Annotated in this window: 14 protein-coding genes and 1 tRNA gene; 10 read left to right on the top strand and 5 right to left on the bottom strand. The window is 51.2% G+C overall.

The window, feature by feature from the left end:
* Positions 1–42: 42 nt before the first annotated feature.
* Together ACJ67_RS06485 and uvrB are read right to left on the bottom strand one after the other, a co-directional pair.
* Entirely contained in the window at positions 43–309 is a 267-nt protein-coding gene (locus tag ACJ67_RS06485) for a SemiSWEET transporter (RefSeq protein WP_049638372.1), read from the bottom strand.
* The gene (uvrB, locus tag ACJ67_RS06480; protein WP_049638371.1) at positions 306–2,339 is read right to left on the bottom strand and encodes an excinuclease ABC subunit UvrB; all 2,034 of its coding nucleotides are present in this window, start codon (positions 2,337–2,339) and stop codon (positions 306–308) included. Before uvrB ends, ACJ67_RS06485 begins: the two co-directional genes overlap by 4 nt.
* A gap of 155 nt (positions 2,340–2,494) precedes the next feature.
* Here uvrB and ACJ67_RS06475 point away from each other — a divergent pair, with 155 nt between their 5' ends.
* On the top strand, positions 2,495–3,505 hold the full coding sequence (locus ACJ67_RS06475; protein WP_049638370.1) for a tetratricopeptide repeat-containing serine protease family protein: 1,011 nt from the start codon (positions 2,495–2,497) through the stop codon (positions 3,503–3,505).
* Between the two features lie 153 nt (positions 3,506–3,658).
* Positions 3,659–4,870: a pyridoxal phosphate-dependent aminotransferase gene (locus tag ACJ67_RS06470; protein ID WP_049638369.1), complete on the top strand. Its 1,212-nt coding sequence runs from the start codon at positions 3,659–3,661 to the stop codon at positions 4,868–4,870.
* A 90-nt stretch (positions 4,871–4,960) separates the two neighbouring features.
* Here ACJ67_RS06470 and ACJ67_RS06465 read toward each other — a convergent pair whose 3' ends face one another.
* Positions 4,961–5,518 carry a hypothetical protein gene (locus ACJ67_RS06465; RefSeq protein WP_197080674.1) on the bottom strand — a complete coding sequence of 186 codons (558 nt, stop codon included), beginning with the start codon at positions 5,516–5,518 and terminating at the stop codon, positions 4,961–4,963.
* 221 nt (positions 5,519–5,739) lie between these two features.
* On the opposite strand from ACJ67_RS06465, the gene ACJ67_RS06460 reads away from it, so the two are divergent.
* Positions 5,740–5,815, top strand: a tRNA-Asn gene (locus tag ACJ67_RS06460).
* A 66-nt stretch (positions 5,816–5,881) separates the two neighbouring features.
* Here the strand turns inward: ACJ67_RS06460 and ACJ67_RS06455 are convergent.
* Positions 5,882–6,388, bottom strand: a complete 507-nt coding sequence (locus ACJ67_RS06455; protein ID WP_049638368.1) for a hypothetical protein — start codon at positions 6,386–6,388, stop codon at positions 5,882–5,884.
* Between the two features lie 374 nt (positions 6,389–6,762).
* Between ACJ67_RS06455 and ACJ67_RS06450 the strand changes: the two genes are divergently transcribed.
* The 5 genes from ACJ67_RS06450 to ACJ67_RS06435 all read left to right on the top strand — a co-directional run bounded on the left by ACJ67_RS06450 (position 6,763) and on the right by ACJ67_RS06435 (position 12,118).
* Complete coding sequence (locus tag ACJ67_RS06450) at positions 6,763–8,193, top strand: cytochrome ubiquinol oxidase subunit I (RefSeq protein ID WP_049638367.1); 1,431 nt, start codon at positions 6,763–6,765, stop codon at positions 8,191–8,193.
* Positions 8,194–9,195, top strand: a complete 1,002-nt coding sequence (gene cydB, locus ACJ67_RS06445; RefSeq protein ID WP_049638366.1) for a cytochrome d ubiquinol oxidase subunit II — start codon at positions 8,194–8,196, stop codon at positions 9,193–9,195.
* On the top strand, positions 9,195–9,347 hold the full coding sequence (locus ACJ67_RS14605; protein ID WP_082163938.1) for a DUF2474 domain-containing protein: 153 nt from the start codon (positions 9,195–9,197) through the stop codon (positions 9,345–9,347). The genes cydB and ACJ67_RS14605 overlap by 1 nt, the downstream gene beginning before the upstream one ends.
* A 63-nt stretch (positions 9,348–9,410) precedes the next feature.
* Positions 9,411–9,869, top strand: coding sequence for a (2Fe-2S)-binding protein (locus tag ACJ67_RS06440; protein ID WP_049638365.1), 459 nt, complete (start codon positions 9,411–9,413; stop codon positions 9,867–9,869).
* A 20-nt stretch (positions 9,870–9,889) separates the two neighbouring features.
* A complete protein-coding gene (locus tag ACJ67_RS06435) occupies positions 9,890–12,118 on the top strand; it encodes a xanthine dehydrogenase family protein molybdopterin-binding subunit (protein WP_049638364.1) in 2,229 nt (742 codons plus the stop codon).
* Between the two features lie 78 nt (positions 12,119–12,196).
* On the opposite strand, the gene ACJ67_RS06430 is transcribed toward ACJ67_RS06435, so the two are convergent.
* Entirely contained in the window at positions 12,197–12,808 is a 612-nt protein-coding gene (locus ACJ67_RS06430) for a hemerythrin domain-containing protein (RefSeq protein ID WP_082163936.1), read from the bottom strand.
* A gap of 277 nt (positions 12,809–13,085) precedes the next feature.
* Here ACJ67_RS06430 and ACJ67_RS06425 point away from each other — a divergent pair, with 277 nt between their 5' ends.
* Positions 13,086–14,333, top strand: coding sequence for a paraquat-inducible protein A (locus tag ACJ67_RS06425; protein WP_231587273.1), 1,248 nt, complete (start codon positions 13,086–13,088; stop codon positions 14,331–14,333).
* The gene (gene pqiB / locus ACJ67_RS06420) at positions 14,320–15,990 is read left to right on the top strand and encodes an intermembrane transport protein PqiB (protein ID WP_049638363.1); all 1,671 of its coding nucleotides are present in this window, start codon (positions 14,320–14,322) and stop codon (positions 15,988–15,990) included. The genes ACJ67_RS06425 and pqiB overlap by 14 nt, the downstream gene beginning before the upstream one ends.
* Positions 15,991–15,992: the final 2 nt, after the last annotated feature.

Here is a 15,992-nt window from a genome sequence, read left to right as displayed (position 1 = left end):
GGGCAGTCATATAACTAAAATATCAATCGATAGTCATCTGACTTAAATTATAAATATAGATTTCAATTTTAATAAAAGAACTGTGCTGGCCAGAATCGCCGTGACTGCATTTGCAATAATCACTGGCCAATCCTGGATCAAGATGCCGTAGATAAACCAAAGCACCACCCCCGTCGTAAAAATCATGTACATGGGCAAGGAAATTCCGCTTAAATCCCGTGTCCGCCAGGACTGGATGACTTGTGGCACGAATGCAAGCGTTGTGCAAACGGCTGCCACTGAACCAATACAGGTATTCAACACACTCATTTCAAATCTTCTACTTCGGCACCAAATGCCTGTAACTTAAGTTTTTTCAACTGGTCGCGATATTGGGCTGCCTTCTCGAACTCCAGGTTCTTGGCCGCATCGTGCATGGCTTTTTCGATGCGCTTGAGCTCTTTGGTCAATGCCTTCTCGCTCATGCTTTCATAAGTCGCTTGTTCTTGTGCGGCCTTACGCTCACGCTGTGCTTCATCTTTATCATAAACGCCTTCAATAATATCCTTGATACGCTTGGTCACACCTTTAGGGGTAATGCCGTGCTCGGCGTTAAACGCCAACTGGATTTTACGTCTGCGATCCGCTTCATCCATGGCCAGCTTCATGCTGCGCGTGATGCTATTGGCATAAAAAATCACCTTGCCGTTCAAGTTACGTGCCGCCCGTCCTGCAGTCTGGATCAATGAGCGCTCGGAGCGCAGAAAACCTTCTTTATCCGCATCCAGCACAGCCACCAGCGAGACTTCAGGAATATCCAGGCCCTCACGCAGCAGGTTAATCCCCACCAGCACATCAAATTCGCCCAAGCGCAAATCACGGATAATTTCAACGCGTTCTACCGTATCGATATCACTGTGTAAATAACGCACCTTCACGCCATGTTCGCTGAGGTAATCTGTCAGGTCTTCAGCCATACGCTTGGTCAATGTGGTGGCCAGTACGCGTTCGCCGACTTCTACACGCAACTTGATCTCGCCAAGCAAGTCATCTACCTGGGTATCAGCCGGTTTCACGGTGATTTCAGGATCCACCAATCCGGTGGGGCGCGCAATCATCTCAACCACTTGCTGCTGATGCTCTTTTTCATAATTAGCGGGGGTGGCAGAGACAAAAACGCATTGCCGCATAATGCGCTCAAACTCTTCAAACTTAAGTGGCCGGTTATCCATGGCCGACGGCAGGCGCCAGCCATAATCCACCAGGTTAGCCTTGCGTGAACGGTCACCCAGATACATGCCCCCAATTTGCGGGACTGTGACATGGCTCTCGTCAATGATCATCAGCGCCTGTTCTGGCAGGTAATCAATCAGCGTCGGCGGTGGATCACCTGGGTTGCGACCGGTCAGATGACGGCTATAGTTTTCAATGCCCTTGCAAAAGCCGATTTCATTAAGCATTTCCAAGTCAAACCGGGTACGCTGCTCTATGCGCTGCGCTTCTACCAGTTTGTTTTCACTGAGGAAAAAACTCACACGCTGGCGCAATTCCTCCTTAATGGTTTCCATCGCCCGCACGGTGGCTTCACGCGCAGTCACATAATGGCTGGAAGGGAAAATGCGGAAGTTATGAATTTTGTTGAAGACTTGACCTGTCAACGGGTCAAATAATTGAATCGTATCAATTTCATCATCAAACAGGCTGATGCGCACGGCAGTTTCGCTGTTCTCGGAGGGGAACACATCAATAATATCGCCCCGCACGCGGAAGCAGCCACGGCCAAAATCAAAATCATTGCGGTCATACTGCATGGCAATCAGGTGCGCCACAATGTCTTTTTGCGAAATTTTCTTGCCCTGGTGGATATGCAATACCATGCCATGGTACTCACCGGGGTCACCAATACCATAAATCGCCGACACCGTTGCCACGATCACGGCATCTTCACGTTCCAGCAAGGCTTTGGTCGCAGACAAACGCATCTGCTCAATATGGTCGTTAATGCTGGAATCTTTTTCAATAAACAGGTCGCGCGAAGGCACATAGGCTTCGGGCTGGTAGTAGTCGTAATAGCTCACAAAATACTCGACCGCATTATTGGGGAAAAACTCCCTGAACTCGCTGTAAAGCTGTGCGGCCAGTGTCTTATTAGGCGCCATGACAATGGCTGGTTTACCTGTACGGGCAATCACGTTAGCCATGGTATAGGTTTTGCCAGAGCCAGTGACTCCCAGCAGGGTCTGAAACTTCAAGCCGTCATGGATACCCTGCGTCAATTTTTCAATCGCTTGCGGCTGGTCACCAGCAGGCGGAAAAGGCTCGTGCAATTCATATTTACTGCCAGGGAAAGTGACGATCACAAGAACAATCTGGGAACAAGAATAATATGAGCTCTATTTTAACTGTTTTTGCCGTCTCAGGCGTATGATTTACATTCTAGTCACTTGATTAGCGCATGAACTTTTACCACAAGAACCAGTCAGTTCATCAACAATAAAACGACCCAAGGGATCACGTGAGACATTTTCTACTAGCATTGCTGGCAGTAACCGCATCTACTGCACAGGCTTTCGACCAACAGGCATTGATGGATTCTTACTCTGGCGTGGTCATGATACGTGGATACAACCAGGATGGGGGCATGGCCTATGGCTCTGGTGTCGTGGTGGCAGAAAATGCAGTGGTGACAAATTGCCACGTCATGCGCGCCACCAAACAACCCTGGGTTTCGCGTGGTGAAGACAGTTATTCCATTACTGAGGTACGCGCAGATGCCTGGCATGATCTCTGCCTGGTCACTACCCACAATATGCCGTTCAAGCCAGTGCCTCGCGGCAACAGCCTGTCACTGACACGGGGGCAGGAAATTACAGCGATTGGTCACTCCAATGGTGCCCCTGCCCCACTCACTTCCAGAGGGGAAATACAGGGCCTATATCCCACCACTGCTGGCAATATGATACGCAGTAGCGCAAAGTTCCTGATGGGCGCCAGCGGTAGCGGATTGTTTGACATGCAAGGCAGGCTGGTTGGGATTAATACTTTTAAAACTGCTGGTCGCGGTGGCAGCATACACTTCGCCCTGCCGGTTGAATGGCTGGAAACCTTGGAAAAAATGCCAGCAAGTAGCGATTTTCCTATCAGTGGCAAAGCCCTGTGGGAAGAAGATGAGGACAAGAAACCTTTTTATATGCGGGCAGCCGTGCCGGAATCCCGTCAGGACTGGGCGGCACTGGAAAAAATAAGTGTGCAATGGACACAGCAAGAAGTCAGCAGTGCAGACGCATGGTTTAGCCTGGGCCTGTCACAACAATCGTTAAAACAATTTGAAGCCGCCGCCATCTCTTTCGATAAAGCAGTTGCATTAGACAACCAATTTATAGAGGCCTGGTTCAGGCGCGGCGAAGTGGCACAACAGCTGGGCGACATACAAACCGTACACAGGGTTGAAACGCGGCTGCAACAAATTGATCCTTTGCTAGTCACGGCTTACCAGGCATATCTTGGTTGCGGGCATGGCTGCTAAAAATAATGCTTTCACTGTTGGTCTTGAAAAACACTCGCTGCAGCTTCCACAGCCGAGTGTTTTTGCGTAGAATATCGCGTTTTTCATTTTTTTGCAGGCTGCATTCATGCATCGCCTGCCCGAGCAAAATACGACCTCTACAAGGAAGCAATCTTGAGCCAAGCTGCCGCCAACGTGCTGTCTGCGCGTGTCTTATCGATTAAAGAATCCCCCACTCTGGCCATTACTGCCAAAGCGGCTAAATACAAGTCAGAAGGCCGCCCGATTATTGGCTTGGCCGCTGGTGAACCTGACTTTGATACACCGCAGCATATTAAAGATGCCGCCAAAGCAGCGATTGATGCAGGCTATACCAAATACACACCGGTCAGCGGCATTCCGGCGCTGAAAAAAGCCATCGTCAACAAATTCAAGAATGAAAACGGTTTTGACTATGCCGTGAATGAAGTGATTGTCGGCGTCGGCGGCAAGCAGACCATTTTCAACCTTTGCCTGGCGGTGTTGAATCCTGGCGACGAAGTGATTGTGCCTGCCCCTTACTGGGTCAGCTATGCAGACATCGCCATGGTGGCCGAGGCCAAACCAGTGATTATCGAATGCGGCATTGAACAAGGCTTTAAATTGCTGCCAGCCCAACTGGAAGCCGCCATCACTGCCAAGACCAAACTGGTGATGTTTAACTCCCCTTCCAATCCTACCGGCGCCGTATATACCTTAGACGAATTAAAAGCCTTGGGTGAAGTATTGTTAAAACACCCGCATGTACTGGTCGCAACAGACGACATGTACGAGCACGTCAACCTGACTGGTGAAAAATTCCATAACATCCTCAATGCTGCGCCCAGCCTCAAAGACCGCTGCATCGTATTGAACGGTGTTTCCAAAGCGTACTCAATGACCGGCTGGCGTATCGGCTATGCCGCAGGCCCGGCTTACATCATTAAAGCGATGGAAATCCTGCAAAGCCAGTCAACCAGTAATCCGGCGTCTATTTCACAATATGCAGCAGAAGCCGCACTGAGTGGTTCGCAAGACTGTATCAAGCCGATGGTGGCCGCTTTCCGCGAGCGCCATAAATATGTGGTTGACCGCTTTAACGCCATGCCTGGCTTAAGTTGCCTGATGGCAGGCGGCGCATTCTATGCATTCCCGGATGCACGCCAAGCCATTACCAATCTGCATCAAGCGGGCAAAATAAAAGAGACGACTGATATGGCCCTGGCAGAATACCTGCTTGAAGAACACAATGTCGCCGTGGTGCCTGGCTCTGCGTTTGGTGCTGAAGGTTACTTCCGTATCTCGTTTGCTACCAGCATGGAAAACCTGCGCGAAGCGCTGGACCGCATAGAAAAAGCACTGAGCTAATATAAACACTTAGCTAATTAAACAAAGTGCCACCCAATAAAAAAGCGCCGAATGGCGCTTTTTTATTGGATTCGCTTGGATTCGTTGAGGTTAAGAATCTTTAATCAGGTCATTCAGCAAGCTTTGCTGCAAAGCCACTTCACTCGGCAGTCCAGTACTTGCCATCAGGTCGGCCATGCCGCCCATCTCCGCCCCTACCGGCTGGGCCATAGCGTGATCCTGAATCAGATCTTCAATATTCAAGCTGGAGCCATGTTCAGCCTCCGGCAAAACCGTTGCAGCAAACGCAGCAAAGCTATTTTCAGCAGGCATCTCCCTAAGGAGGCCAGATAAGTCCAATACATCCTCGCCAGACAGTGCTGACGCTAACACTTGTTGTAACAACCATGGATGAATCGCATCGTCACTGGCATCGGCGGCATACTGGCTTGTCAGTTGCGTCGTCATGGTAATGGCTTGTTGCCCGCTGAACTGCATCGCGTCACCTGTAATGGTTGCCAGCGATAATACACTTCCGGCAGTTGTCATCACCACCTGGTCACCTTCACGCAACAGATCGCCAACGGCGAGCAGGCGATGCTGACCACGGCCATCAACCACCTCCACTTGACCCTCTATACTCGCTACTGTTCCTATCATGGTTCGCATACCCTTCTCCTACCCTGCATTATAAGCCAGCACTCTGCTAAAGCCGCGCGTGTCAAGAATAATTGCATCCAAAATTACAAATATTTTCCTCAAAATGACTGTTAATTAGGCAATTTGTTTCGACCATTCGCACCCAGAAAAAAATATAAAAATTTTCGCAAAAAGTAGTTGACCAAGGGCCGAGGCCTCAGTAATATAGCGCCTTCAAACGACGTACCGATTCCTCAATAGCTCAGTCGGTAGAGCGCCGGACTGTTAATCCGTAGGTCCCTGGTTCGAGCCCAGGTTGAGGAGCCAAATAAAATAAAGCCTTGCAGAAATGCAAGGCTTTTTGCTTTTAGGCAGTCGTTATAAAAACGTCTTTTATGCGCCAGCAACGACAGGCGTATTCCATTCGTTTTGAAAACGACGCGCATCTTCGTCACTTTTTGAATTCAGGCCAATTAGAATCCCGCCATTTTTAACATCCGCTTCGTATTCCTTCAAAGTATCCTCCGGGATACCCCAGCCAATCAAGGCACCGACCAAGCCAGCGGTCACCCCGCCTGCCCCCGCCCCGGCGACACCAGCTGCTAATGGGCCAGCAATCACCAATCCTAGCCCTGGCAAAGCAAGCACGGTACCCGCAGCTGCAATGGCCGCTGCAATTGCTCCTGCCGTGGCGCCAATCGCGCCACCCACAGCCGCGCCTTCGGCCGCTTTATTGCCAACCTCTGTTTCCAATGTGGCATTTTTACCGTAATAACGCTCACGCGTCTCTTCGGACATGATCACGTTAATATCATTCGCGCTGTAACCCGCTTGGGTAGCGGCTAGATAGGCGCGCTCTGCACTGTCTTGATCTCTAAATAAACCCGTTACTGTTGTCATAGTCATCTCCAAAATTGTTTCTTACAGGAGCACAAAGTATAAGAAGGTGTGTATACAGCGACGAGTGTCATTGCGCTGATATGACTGTAGGATAATAAGTAGTGAATTTTTTGATGAATCTGACGGTATAACGTAACTAATATTGTATTGCGGAGTATCGGGGATGGATAAGATGTCGGTTTAAGCACAAGTTAATCTGACTCGGCTTGCACAAATACGCCTACCCTCAGGCATCAACCCACAATTTCTGTAAAGCCAGCTTTGTCAGGCAAACTTAATACGCTGAATAGTGGTCAATGCTAATAGTATTTGCGGGCAGCTCAATCTCTACCGGGCTGACGCGGAATGTGTCGCATGTGATGTAAAGGACAAGCATGTCTGAATTGGCATTGACGTTAGCAAGAATCCAGTTTGGGTTCACCATCTCGTTTCACATCGTGTTTCCGGCAATCACCATCGGTTTGGCAAGCTATCTTGCAGTATTAGAAGCCAGCTGGTTAAAAACCAGGCAAACGGTGTATCTTGATTTATACCATTTCTGGGTCAAGCTGTTTTCTTTATGCTTTGGCATGGGCGTGGTTTCTGGCCTGGTCATGGCTTACCAATTTGGCACCAACTGGTCGGGGTTTTCCAATGTCGCAGGCAGTGTGACCGGGCCATTGCTGGCTTATGAAGTACTCACCGCTTTTTTCCTCGAAGCCGGGTTTCTAGGGGTCATGCTGTTTGGCTGGAATAAAGTGGGACCGGCCCTCCACTTTACTGCGACATTGATGGTGGCAATAGGCACTTTGGTGTCCGCCACCTGGATCCTGGCATCCAACAGCTGGATGCAAACGCCACAGGGTTTTGAACTGGTCAATGGCAAAGTGATCCCCGTCGATTGGTTAAAAATCATCTTCAATCCATCCTTCCCCTACCGCCTGGTGCATATGGTGATTGCCGCCTATCTGGCGACAGCGCTCTTTGTGTCTGCGGCAGCGGCCTGGCAACTGTTGCGAGGCAAAAACAATCCTGCCGTACGCAAAATGATGTCTATGGGCCTATGGCTGATTCTGTTGATTGCGCCTTTGCAAGTGGTGATAGGCGACATGCACGGGCTCAATACCCTTCAACACCAGCCTGCTAAAATTGCAGCCATCGAGGGCCACTGGGAAAATAAGGCCAATGAACCTACGCCCCTCATCCTCATGGCATGGCCAGATATGGCACAGGAAAAAAACCATTTTGCACTGGAAATCCCGGTACTGGGCAGCCTGATCCTGCGTCACTCGCTGACAGAACAGATTCCGGCACTCAAGGAATTTCCTGCCGATGAAAGGCCTAACGCCACCATTGTATTCTGGACTTTCCGTATCATGGTGGGCCTGGGCATGCTCATGATATTGCTGGCCGCGACCTCACTATGGTTACGCTATAAAAACCAGTTATATCAACATAAGACATTTCTGCGATTTGCAGTCGCCATGGGGCCTACCGGCGTCATTGCCATCCTGGCAGGTTGGTTAACCACAGAAATCGGCCGGCAGCCCTGGGTGGTGTATGGTGTATTACGCACAGCGGATGCCGTGACCCCTCACACGACCAGTGAAGTGGCAGTGACATTGGCACTGTTTGTCCTGATTTACCTGGCCGTGTTCGGCATGGGGACGATGTATGTGCTGAGGTTAATCAACACCGGGCCCAAAACCGGCGAAGCCTTGCAGGGTGATGCCATCTCCATCAATCCCAGCGATGTGGATGAATTTGCACTGGCGCCAGAGTTTCACCCCGATGCCAAGACGCCCTCTTCCGGAAAGGAACAATAAATGGACTTATCACTGGTATGGGCCATCATTATCCTGTTTGGCATCATGATGTACATCATCATGGATGGCTTTGATCTAGGCATCGGCATCCTGTATCCTTTTTTCAAGGAAAAAGATGACCGGGACTTAATGATGAATACCGTGGCACCAATCTGGGATGGCAACGAAACCTGGCTGGTGCTTGGAGGCGCAGGGTTGCTGGCGGCGTTTCCGCTGGCTTATTCGGTGATTTTAAGTGCCCTTTCACTGCCTTTGCTGTTTATGCTCATGGCGCTCATTTTCCGCGGGGTGGCTTTTGAGTTCCGGTTCCGCGCTACGGATACGGAGCGGCACTTCTGGGACAAGGCTTTTCTAGGCGGCTCGATTGCGGCTACCTTTTTTCAGGGCATGACGCTGGGTGCTTACCTGCAAGGCATTAAAATGGCGAATCAGGCCTATGCTGGCGGGCCGCTGGACTGGATTTCGCCCTTTTCGCTGTTTACCGGCGTAGGCCTGCTGGTGACTTACGCGCTGTTAGGCAGTACCTGGCTGATCTTTAAAACCACTGGCGAACTGCAAGCCACATGCTACAAACTCTCGCAACGTATTTCCATCGTGCTGTTCGCCATTATCATCATCATTAGCATTTGGACACCCCTGATGGACAGCCGCATTGCGGAGCGCTGGTTCACGCTGCCCAACCTGCTCTGGCTGGCACCCGTGCCCTTGCTGGTCGTATTCGTTTTTTACAAGCTACAAGCCGCCCTGAAGGCCAAGGCCGAAACCAGCCCATTCATCTATACGCTGTGTCTGGTTCTGCTTGGCTATGCAGGTTTAGGCATCAGCATCTGGCCCAATATTATCCCGCCAGAAATGACCATACAGGCCGCCGCCGCACCGCCACAAAGTCAGGCCTTCGCGCTGGTAGGTGCTGTCATCATTATCCCGATTATTCTTATCTATACCGCCTGGGGTTATTATGTGTTCCGCGGCAAGGTCAAACCAGGTGAGGCCTACCATTAATGCAGCAAGCCCCTAAACGCGACACAACTAAAAGCAACCTGGCTAAACGGCTAGGATGGATGATACTGATCTGGTTGGCCAGCATTACTACGCTGGCCGCCATGAGTCTGCTCATGAAACTATTAATGAAGGCAGCAGGGTTTAACAATTAAATTATCGACCTGGCAAAGCCTTTAATTAAAAATACCTGAAAATAAATGGAAGGGAGTTGAGAAATGATCACGCTCAATGTGAATGGAAAAGAGCACGCGCTGGATGTCACGGACGACACACCCATATTGTGGGCATTGCGTGATGTGATCGGGCTAACGGGCACCAAGTTTGGCTGCGGCAAGGCGTTGTGTGGTGCCTGCACTATCCATCTGGATGGCCAGGCTACGCGTTCCTGTATCACGCCGGTTTCATTGGCGAGTGGCAAGAAAATCACCACTATAGAATCCATAGGCGAGACTGAAGTCGGCAAACGTATACAAGAAGCCTGGCTGGCGCTCGATGTGGTGCAGTGTGGTTACTGCCAGTCTGGTCAAATCATGAGCGCATCGGCCCTGTTAGCGCAAACACCCAATCCCTCTGATGAAGATATCGACAACGCGATGTCTGGCAATATTTGCCGCTGCGGCACCTATCCGCGGATCAAGGCTGCCATCAAAAATGCCGCCAAGGTCAAGGCCTGAGGCCGAGAAAGGATACCAGCATGAGCACCTCCGACAAAACACCCGCAAACTCCGAAACCCTTTCTGAGCATGGCATGAAACGCCGCAATTTCATCATTGCCGGTGCTGCTGCAGGCGGCGGCCTGCTCATAGGCTTTGCGCTACCAAAAATGTTTGAAGACAAAGACGGCCACTCCACCCCAGCAAACAGTGAAGAGGCGGCCAGGGATGCATTTAGCCCGAATGCCTTTATCCGCATTGATAAAGAAGGCGTGGTCACCCTCGTCATGTCCAAGGTAGAGATGGGTCAAGGCACGTTCACCTCTATTACCATGCTGATTGCCGAAGAGCTGGGCGTAGACCCGGCACAGGTCAAATTGGCACAAGCCCCTGCAGATGAAAAGAAATACGCTGATCCACTATTAGGCGGACAGGTCACTGGCGGCTCGACCTCTATCCGTGGCGCCTGGGAACCCATGCGTAAGGCCGGTGCCGTCGCAAGGACCATGCTGGTCAGTGCAGCCTGCCAGGACTGGAATGTGGATGCCAAAGACTGCCGTGTAGAAAATGGTTACGTGTTACACACTGGCTCAGACAAAAAAATAGGCTATGGCGAGCTGGTCGAAAAAGCAGCTAAGCTTCCCGTGCCCCAAGAAGTCACCCTTAAAGAAGCCAAAGAGTTCACCCTCATAGGCAAGCCCATCAAACGGCTGGATTCCCCACAGAAAGTAAATGGTCAAGCCGTGTATGGCATTGATGTGCGGCAACCCAACATGAAAATTGCCACCGTGGCAATGAGTCCGGTATTGGGCGGCAAAGTCGTTTCTGTCGATGATTCAAAAGCGCGCACCATTAAAGGGGTACGCAAGATTGTGAAGCTGGACGATGCCGTCGCCGTCATTGCCGACCATATGTGGGCAGCCAAGCAAGGGTTGGCCGCGCTCGACATCAAATGGGATGGTGGCCGCAATGAAACGCTGATGATGAAAGACATCGTCCAGCAGCTCAACCAGGCCTCCAGCGACAAAGGCCGCGCGGCGCCAGGCGCAGTGGCCCGTTCAGATGGCAATTTCAAAGAAGCGTTTGCCAAAGCGGATGAGAAGTTTGAAGCCACATATCAATTGCCCTTCCTCTCCCATGCGGCCATTGAGCCCATGAATGCCACGGTACATGTGCAAAAAGACCGTTGCGATGTGTGGGTAGGCACCCAGGTCCCGGCCATGGCACAGGCAGGTGCGGTGGGCATTACCAAACTGCCGCCGGAAAAAGTATTTATCCATAACCATCATATTGGTGGCGGCTTTGGCCGCCGCCTGGATGTGGATTTCATCAACCAAGCAGTGGCGATTGCCAAGACGGTGGATTATCCAGTCAAACTGGTGTGGACGCGCGAGGAAGACATGCAGCACGGCATTTACCGCCCGTATTATCACGACCGCCTCTCTGCCGGGCTGGATAAGGACGGCAATATCACGGCCTGGCAACACCAGGTGACCGGCTCTTCCATCATGGCACGCTGGATTCCACAGTTCTTCAAAAATGGGCTGGACTCGGATGCGGTAGAAGTGGCCCGGGAACCCTTGTATGCGCCTGCCAATATTTTTGTCGAATATATCCGGCAAGAGCCGCCTGGTATAGTCACCGGCTGGTGGCGTGGCGTCGGCGCTACACATAATACGTTTATGGTGGAAAGCTTTATTGATGAGCTGGCACACAAAGTTGGCAAAGATCCTTTGGAATATCGCCTGGCCAACATGAAAAACTCCCCCCGCGCGAAACATGTACTTGAAGTGGCAGCCAAACAAGCAGGATGGGGTCAACCTTTACCCAAAGGGTCAGGACGAGGATTGTCAGTCCAATACGCTTTCGGCACTTATGTAGCGCAGGTGGCGGAACTGGAAGTCAAAGAGGAGGAGGTACACATCAAACGCGTGGTCTGTGTGGTCGACTGCGGCATGGTGGTGAACCCTGACCATGTCAAAGCACAAATGGAAGGCGGCATTAATTTCGGCATTTCCGGCGCTTTATGGGGTGAAATCACCATCAACAATGGCAAGGTGGAACAAAGCAACTTTGACAACTACCGCGTGATGCGCATGCGTGAATCACCCGTGATTGAAGTTCATCTTGTACAAAGCAGCGAAGCGCCCGGTGGCATTGGTGAGCCAGGCACAGCAGCCATCGCGCCTGCACTCACGAATGCGATTTTTGCGGCGACCGGCAAGCGCATACGCAACTTGCCAATTAAAAATAGCCTGACCGCGGCCTGACGCAATCAAACATAGGTACTTCTTAACCAGGCCGCAAAAAAAGGAGCTTCACGCTCCTTTTTTTATGGAAAAACGCATTTAATGTTTGGCGCTCATGCCGATCTTGGCCTGTAATTGCTGCGGATCAACCTCACCCTCCATGTCACAGAGTTCTTCCATGATTTCGGCTTTGCGAGAAGTGATCATTGCACCCATTTCCTTGAGGTCTACCTTTTTAGATTCGCGCACCATAGGAAACATTTCTGTCTCTTCCTCTTCCACATGGTGTGTAATGTATTCGCCCAGCACAGTGACTTTGGCATCGTACATGGGATCCTCAGGACTCATGCTCAGTATTTGTGTAATCAATTCTTTGGCGCTGTCATGCTCTACTTTGGCCTCATTCAGCAGGTCGTCATCGTCAATGGCTTCACGGGTAGCTGGGTAAAAGATTTCCTCTTCAGCTATCGTATGCGCAATCAGCTCCGCACAGATTTTGTTGGCAATCTGTGTTTTGCCTTCTATGTCCTCTTTTTCGGCTAACTTATCAAACTGTTTGAACATCTTTTTCACTTCGGCATGATCCTGCTTGAGCAAAACGATGGCGTCGTGTTTGACGGAATTTGAATTCTTGGGACTTGACTGTTTGTTGCCGACCGCCTGTTTGCCAGTGGCTGGTTTGCTGGACTTCATGTTTTCTTCTGTTCTCATGCTACTCTCCTAACGTCGTAGTTAAAATAATGTGGTAGAGCGCAAATCTTGCCTTTAAGTCATTAAGATCAATAGGCTGGATTAACTGATCTTTTTGTCAGATTTGCTTTACAAGGTCAAAAGCGATCAGCTTGCAATTTTTTTGGGCTAAGAATACGCAAGGAATTTTTCTTGCTTATTCAAATCCAACCCGTTTACCATGCCAGTGAAAAGGCAGGTAACTTCACCACCGACCCCTATCCGAATGACGACCGAGAAAAAAACAAAATGGCGGCGTTTGCGGGCTTGTAGCGCCTGCGACCTGGTCAGTGCCATCCCCGTACTGCGCCCCGGCGAACATGCCTGCTGTCCGCGCTGTGGTCATGTGTTGGCCAGACGGCACTTGCACCCCGTGCAACGCAGCATTGCGCTCGCCATGAGTGCATTACTCAGTTTATTGATTGCCATTGCGTTCCCGTTTATCAGCATGGATACCAATGGCCTGGATACGCAGATTGAGCTACCGCAGACAGCCCTGACCCTGGTCAACGTGCATCAACCGATTGTTGCACTGATTGTGAGTTGTACCGCCATTTTCTTGCCGGCTTTGTACCTGATAGGGGTGATTCTCATGCAGGCCAATGTGTTACGTCGCGTGCCGCGCGCTCATAGCGACGTGATTGCCCGCCTGTTTTCACGCCTGCACCCGTGGATGATGGCCGATGTATTCATGATTGCCGCACTGGTCAGCCTGGTGAAACTCACCGAGATTGGTGAGGTTCAGCTGGGCGCCTCCTTCTGGGCCTACTGCGTGTTTGCGTTGTTATTACTGATGACCACACGCTCTGTGGATATCGACTGGTTATGGTTCAGGCTGGCCGGGGAGCCGCCTCCCGATACGCGACTGCGTTGCGGCACGAGTGCTGCCGAACAGCATGCCATCGGTTGCACCACTTGTGGCCTGATTAACATGCTCCCGGCCACCGCTTCTGACAGAGGGCATACTTGTAGCCGCTGTGGCAGTAACCTGCATATGCGCAAACCCAATAGCCTGGAATACACCTCGGCCTTGTTGCTGACAGCGGTCATTTTATACGTCCCGGCCAATGCCTACCCGATGATGATTACCACTTCGCTGGGCCAAACACATGCCTCAACGATTATTGGCGGCATGCTGGAGTTATGGCAACATGGCTCAGAACCGATTGCCGTGGTGATTTTTGTGGCCAGCGTGCTGGTGCCGATTTTCAAAGTGCTGATATTAGTACTATTGTCATGGCTGGCAAGATACCCCGGCCCTTTGAACGCAAAGCAGAAAACCGGGCTTTACCGCCTGACCGAATTGATAGGCCGCTGGTCCATGGTCGATGTGTTTGTCGTTGCCATCATGGTGGCATTGATACAATCGGGCAACCTGATGTCGGTTTTTCCCGGCCCGGCTGCCCTTGCCTTTTGCGCGGTGGTGATCACCACCATGCTGGCAGCCATGACATTTGATCCACGCCTGCTATGGGATACCCAGGGAAATACGCATGACAGAGAATAACCATATGCTGGCTAATGTCAGCAAACAAGCGAGAATTTCACCGATCTGGATTGTGCCTATCGTGGCCCTTCTGATCGGGCTGTGGCTGATTTATGACAACTACACCAAGGCTGGCAAGCAAATTATCTTGTCCATGACCAATGCCGAGGGCATAGAGGCCGGCAAGACAAAAATCAAGGTACACAGCGTGGATATCGGGCAGGTGGAACAAGTCACTTTATCAGAAGATCTGGGACATATAGAAGTCATCGCGCGCATTACGCCAAAAGCCGAACCCATGCTAGTCAAGGATACCCAGCTCTGGGTGGTCAAACCGCGTATCGGGCTGGAAGGCATCAGTGGTCTTAATACCGTCATCTCTGGCGCATATATTGAATTGCAACCTGGTAAAAGCGCAGAAGAAACCGACCAGTTTAATGTGCTGGACCAGCCACCCATTTCACTTAATGGCGCCAAGGGCGTGCATGTCAACCTGATCGGCAAAGTCGGCAATGCCTTGCGTGTAGGCGACCCGGTGACTTACCAGGGTTTGCGCGTCGGCCGTGTCGTCAGCGCGGTATTCGACCCCAAGCAGCGCCAGATGAAGCACGAACTGTTTATCGAACATCCTTATGATGTATTGGTTACCGAAAACTCACGTTTTTGGACCACAGTGGGCATAGACGTCAAGCTGGATTCCGAAGGCTTCAAAGCCAATATTCCTACGGTTGAATCAATGATCGCAGGCGGGGTCAGTTTTGGGCATGCGGATGACCGTCCTATGGGCAAACCAGTCGTCTCCGAAACCACATTTGAGCTCTACGCCAATGAAGACGCTGCACGCCAGCAGATTTACGACCAGTTCATTGAATATGTCTTGCTGGTAGATGATACCGTGCGCGGGTTATCCAAAGGTGCCCCCGTGGAGTTCAGGGGCTTGCGTATAGGCACGGTGATCAGCGTACCGTGGAAATTCAATTCGCCTGAGCGCAAAAAGGATTTCCGTTATGCGATTCCGGTCCTCATCCATTTGGAGCCTGGCCGTCTGGCAGAGAATGGCAAGGCTGACCTCCAGGAATGGAAAGACAGGATGCATCATATGTTGCAGCGTGGTCTGCATGCCACCCTTAAATCCGGCAACCTGATTACCGGCTCGGTCTTTGTCGACCTGAATATGGACCAGCATGTCCACAAAACCTACCGCACCCAACGCTTTGAAGGTCTACCAGTGATGCCCACCACGGCTACCAACCTGGCGCAAATTGAGCAAAAACTGTCTGACCTGCTGGATAAACTGAACCGGCTCAATGTGGAGCCAGTCCTTTCCGGCCTGGATAAAAACCTGCAGCAATCTGAAAAAACCATGCAGGAAATCCGCGCCCTGAGCCAACAGGTCAACCAGTTGCTGAACCAGCCTGACGTGCAACAAATGCCGTCTAATATGAACCAGACCATGCAGGAGTTGCGCGCCACCATGCAAGCGTTGCGCGGCACCTTGCAAGGCCTTTCGCCGGAGTCTACGGCCTACCAGGAGCTCACTACCACCCTGCAGCGCCTGGATAAGGCTTTGCGGGATATCCAGCCATTGGCGCGGACCTTGAACGAGCAGCCCAATGCCATCTTGTTTGACCGTAAACCCGGCAATGACCCTGTGCCATTGGCCCCCGCCAAACCGTAAGG

This window comes from Methylophilus sp. TWE2, assembly GCF_001183865.1.
Lineage (GTDB): Bacteria > Pseudomonadota > Gammaproteobacteria > Burkholderiales > Methylophilaceae > Methylophilus.
Note: the sequence above shows the minus strand (reverse complement) of the source record. Positions and strands in the feature narration are given on the sequence as shown.

What these genes read in the sequence shown, in the direction of transcription:
- ACJ67_RS06440 (WP_049638365.1), top strand. Translation starts at nt 9,411, where the DNA reads ATGATCACGCTCAATGTGAATGGAAAAGAGCACGCGCTGGATGTCACG.
- ACJ67_RS06465 (WP_197080674.1), bottom strand. Translation starts at nt 5,518, where the DNA reads ATGCGAACCATGATAGGAACAGTAGCGAGTATAGAGGGTCAAGTGGAG.
- ACJ67_RS06455 (WP_049638368.1), bottom strand. Translation starts at nt 6,388, where the DNA reads ATGACAACAGTAACGGGTTTATTTAGAGATCAAGACAGTGCAGAGCGC.
- ACJ67_RS06430 (WP_082163936.1), bottom strand. Translation starts at nt 12,808, where the DNA reads ATGAGAACAGAAGAAAACATGAAGTCCAGCAAACCAGCCACTGGCAAA.
- cydB (WP_049638366.1), top strand. Translation starts at nt 8,194, where the DNA reads ATGGACTTATCACTGGTATGGGCCATCATTATCCTGTTTGGCATCATG.
- ACJ67_RS06435 (WP_049638364.1), top strand. Translation starts at nt 9,890, where the DNA reads ATGAGCACCTCCGACAAAACACCCGCAAACTCCGAAACCCTTTCTGAG.
- ACJ67_RS06450 (WP_049638367.1), top strand. Translation starts at nt 6,763, where the DNA reads ATGTCTGAATTGGCATTGACGTTAGCAAGAATCCAGTTTGGGTTCACC.
- ACJ67_RS06485 (WP_049638372.1), bottom strand. Translation starts at nt 309, where the DNA reads ATGAGTGTGTTGAATACCTGTATTGGTTCAGTGGCAGCCGTTTGCACA.
- pqiB (WP_049638363.1), top strand. Translation starts at nt 14,320, where the DNA reads ATGACAGAGAATAACCATATGCTGGCTAATGTCAGCAAACAAGCGAGA.
- ACJ67_RS14605 (WP_082163938.1), top strand. Translation starts at nt 9,195, where the DNA reads ATGCAGCAAGCCCCTAAACGCGACACAACTAAAAGCAACCTGGCTAAA.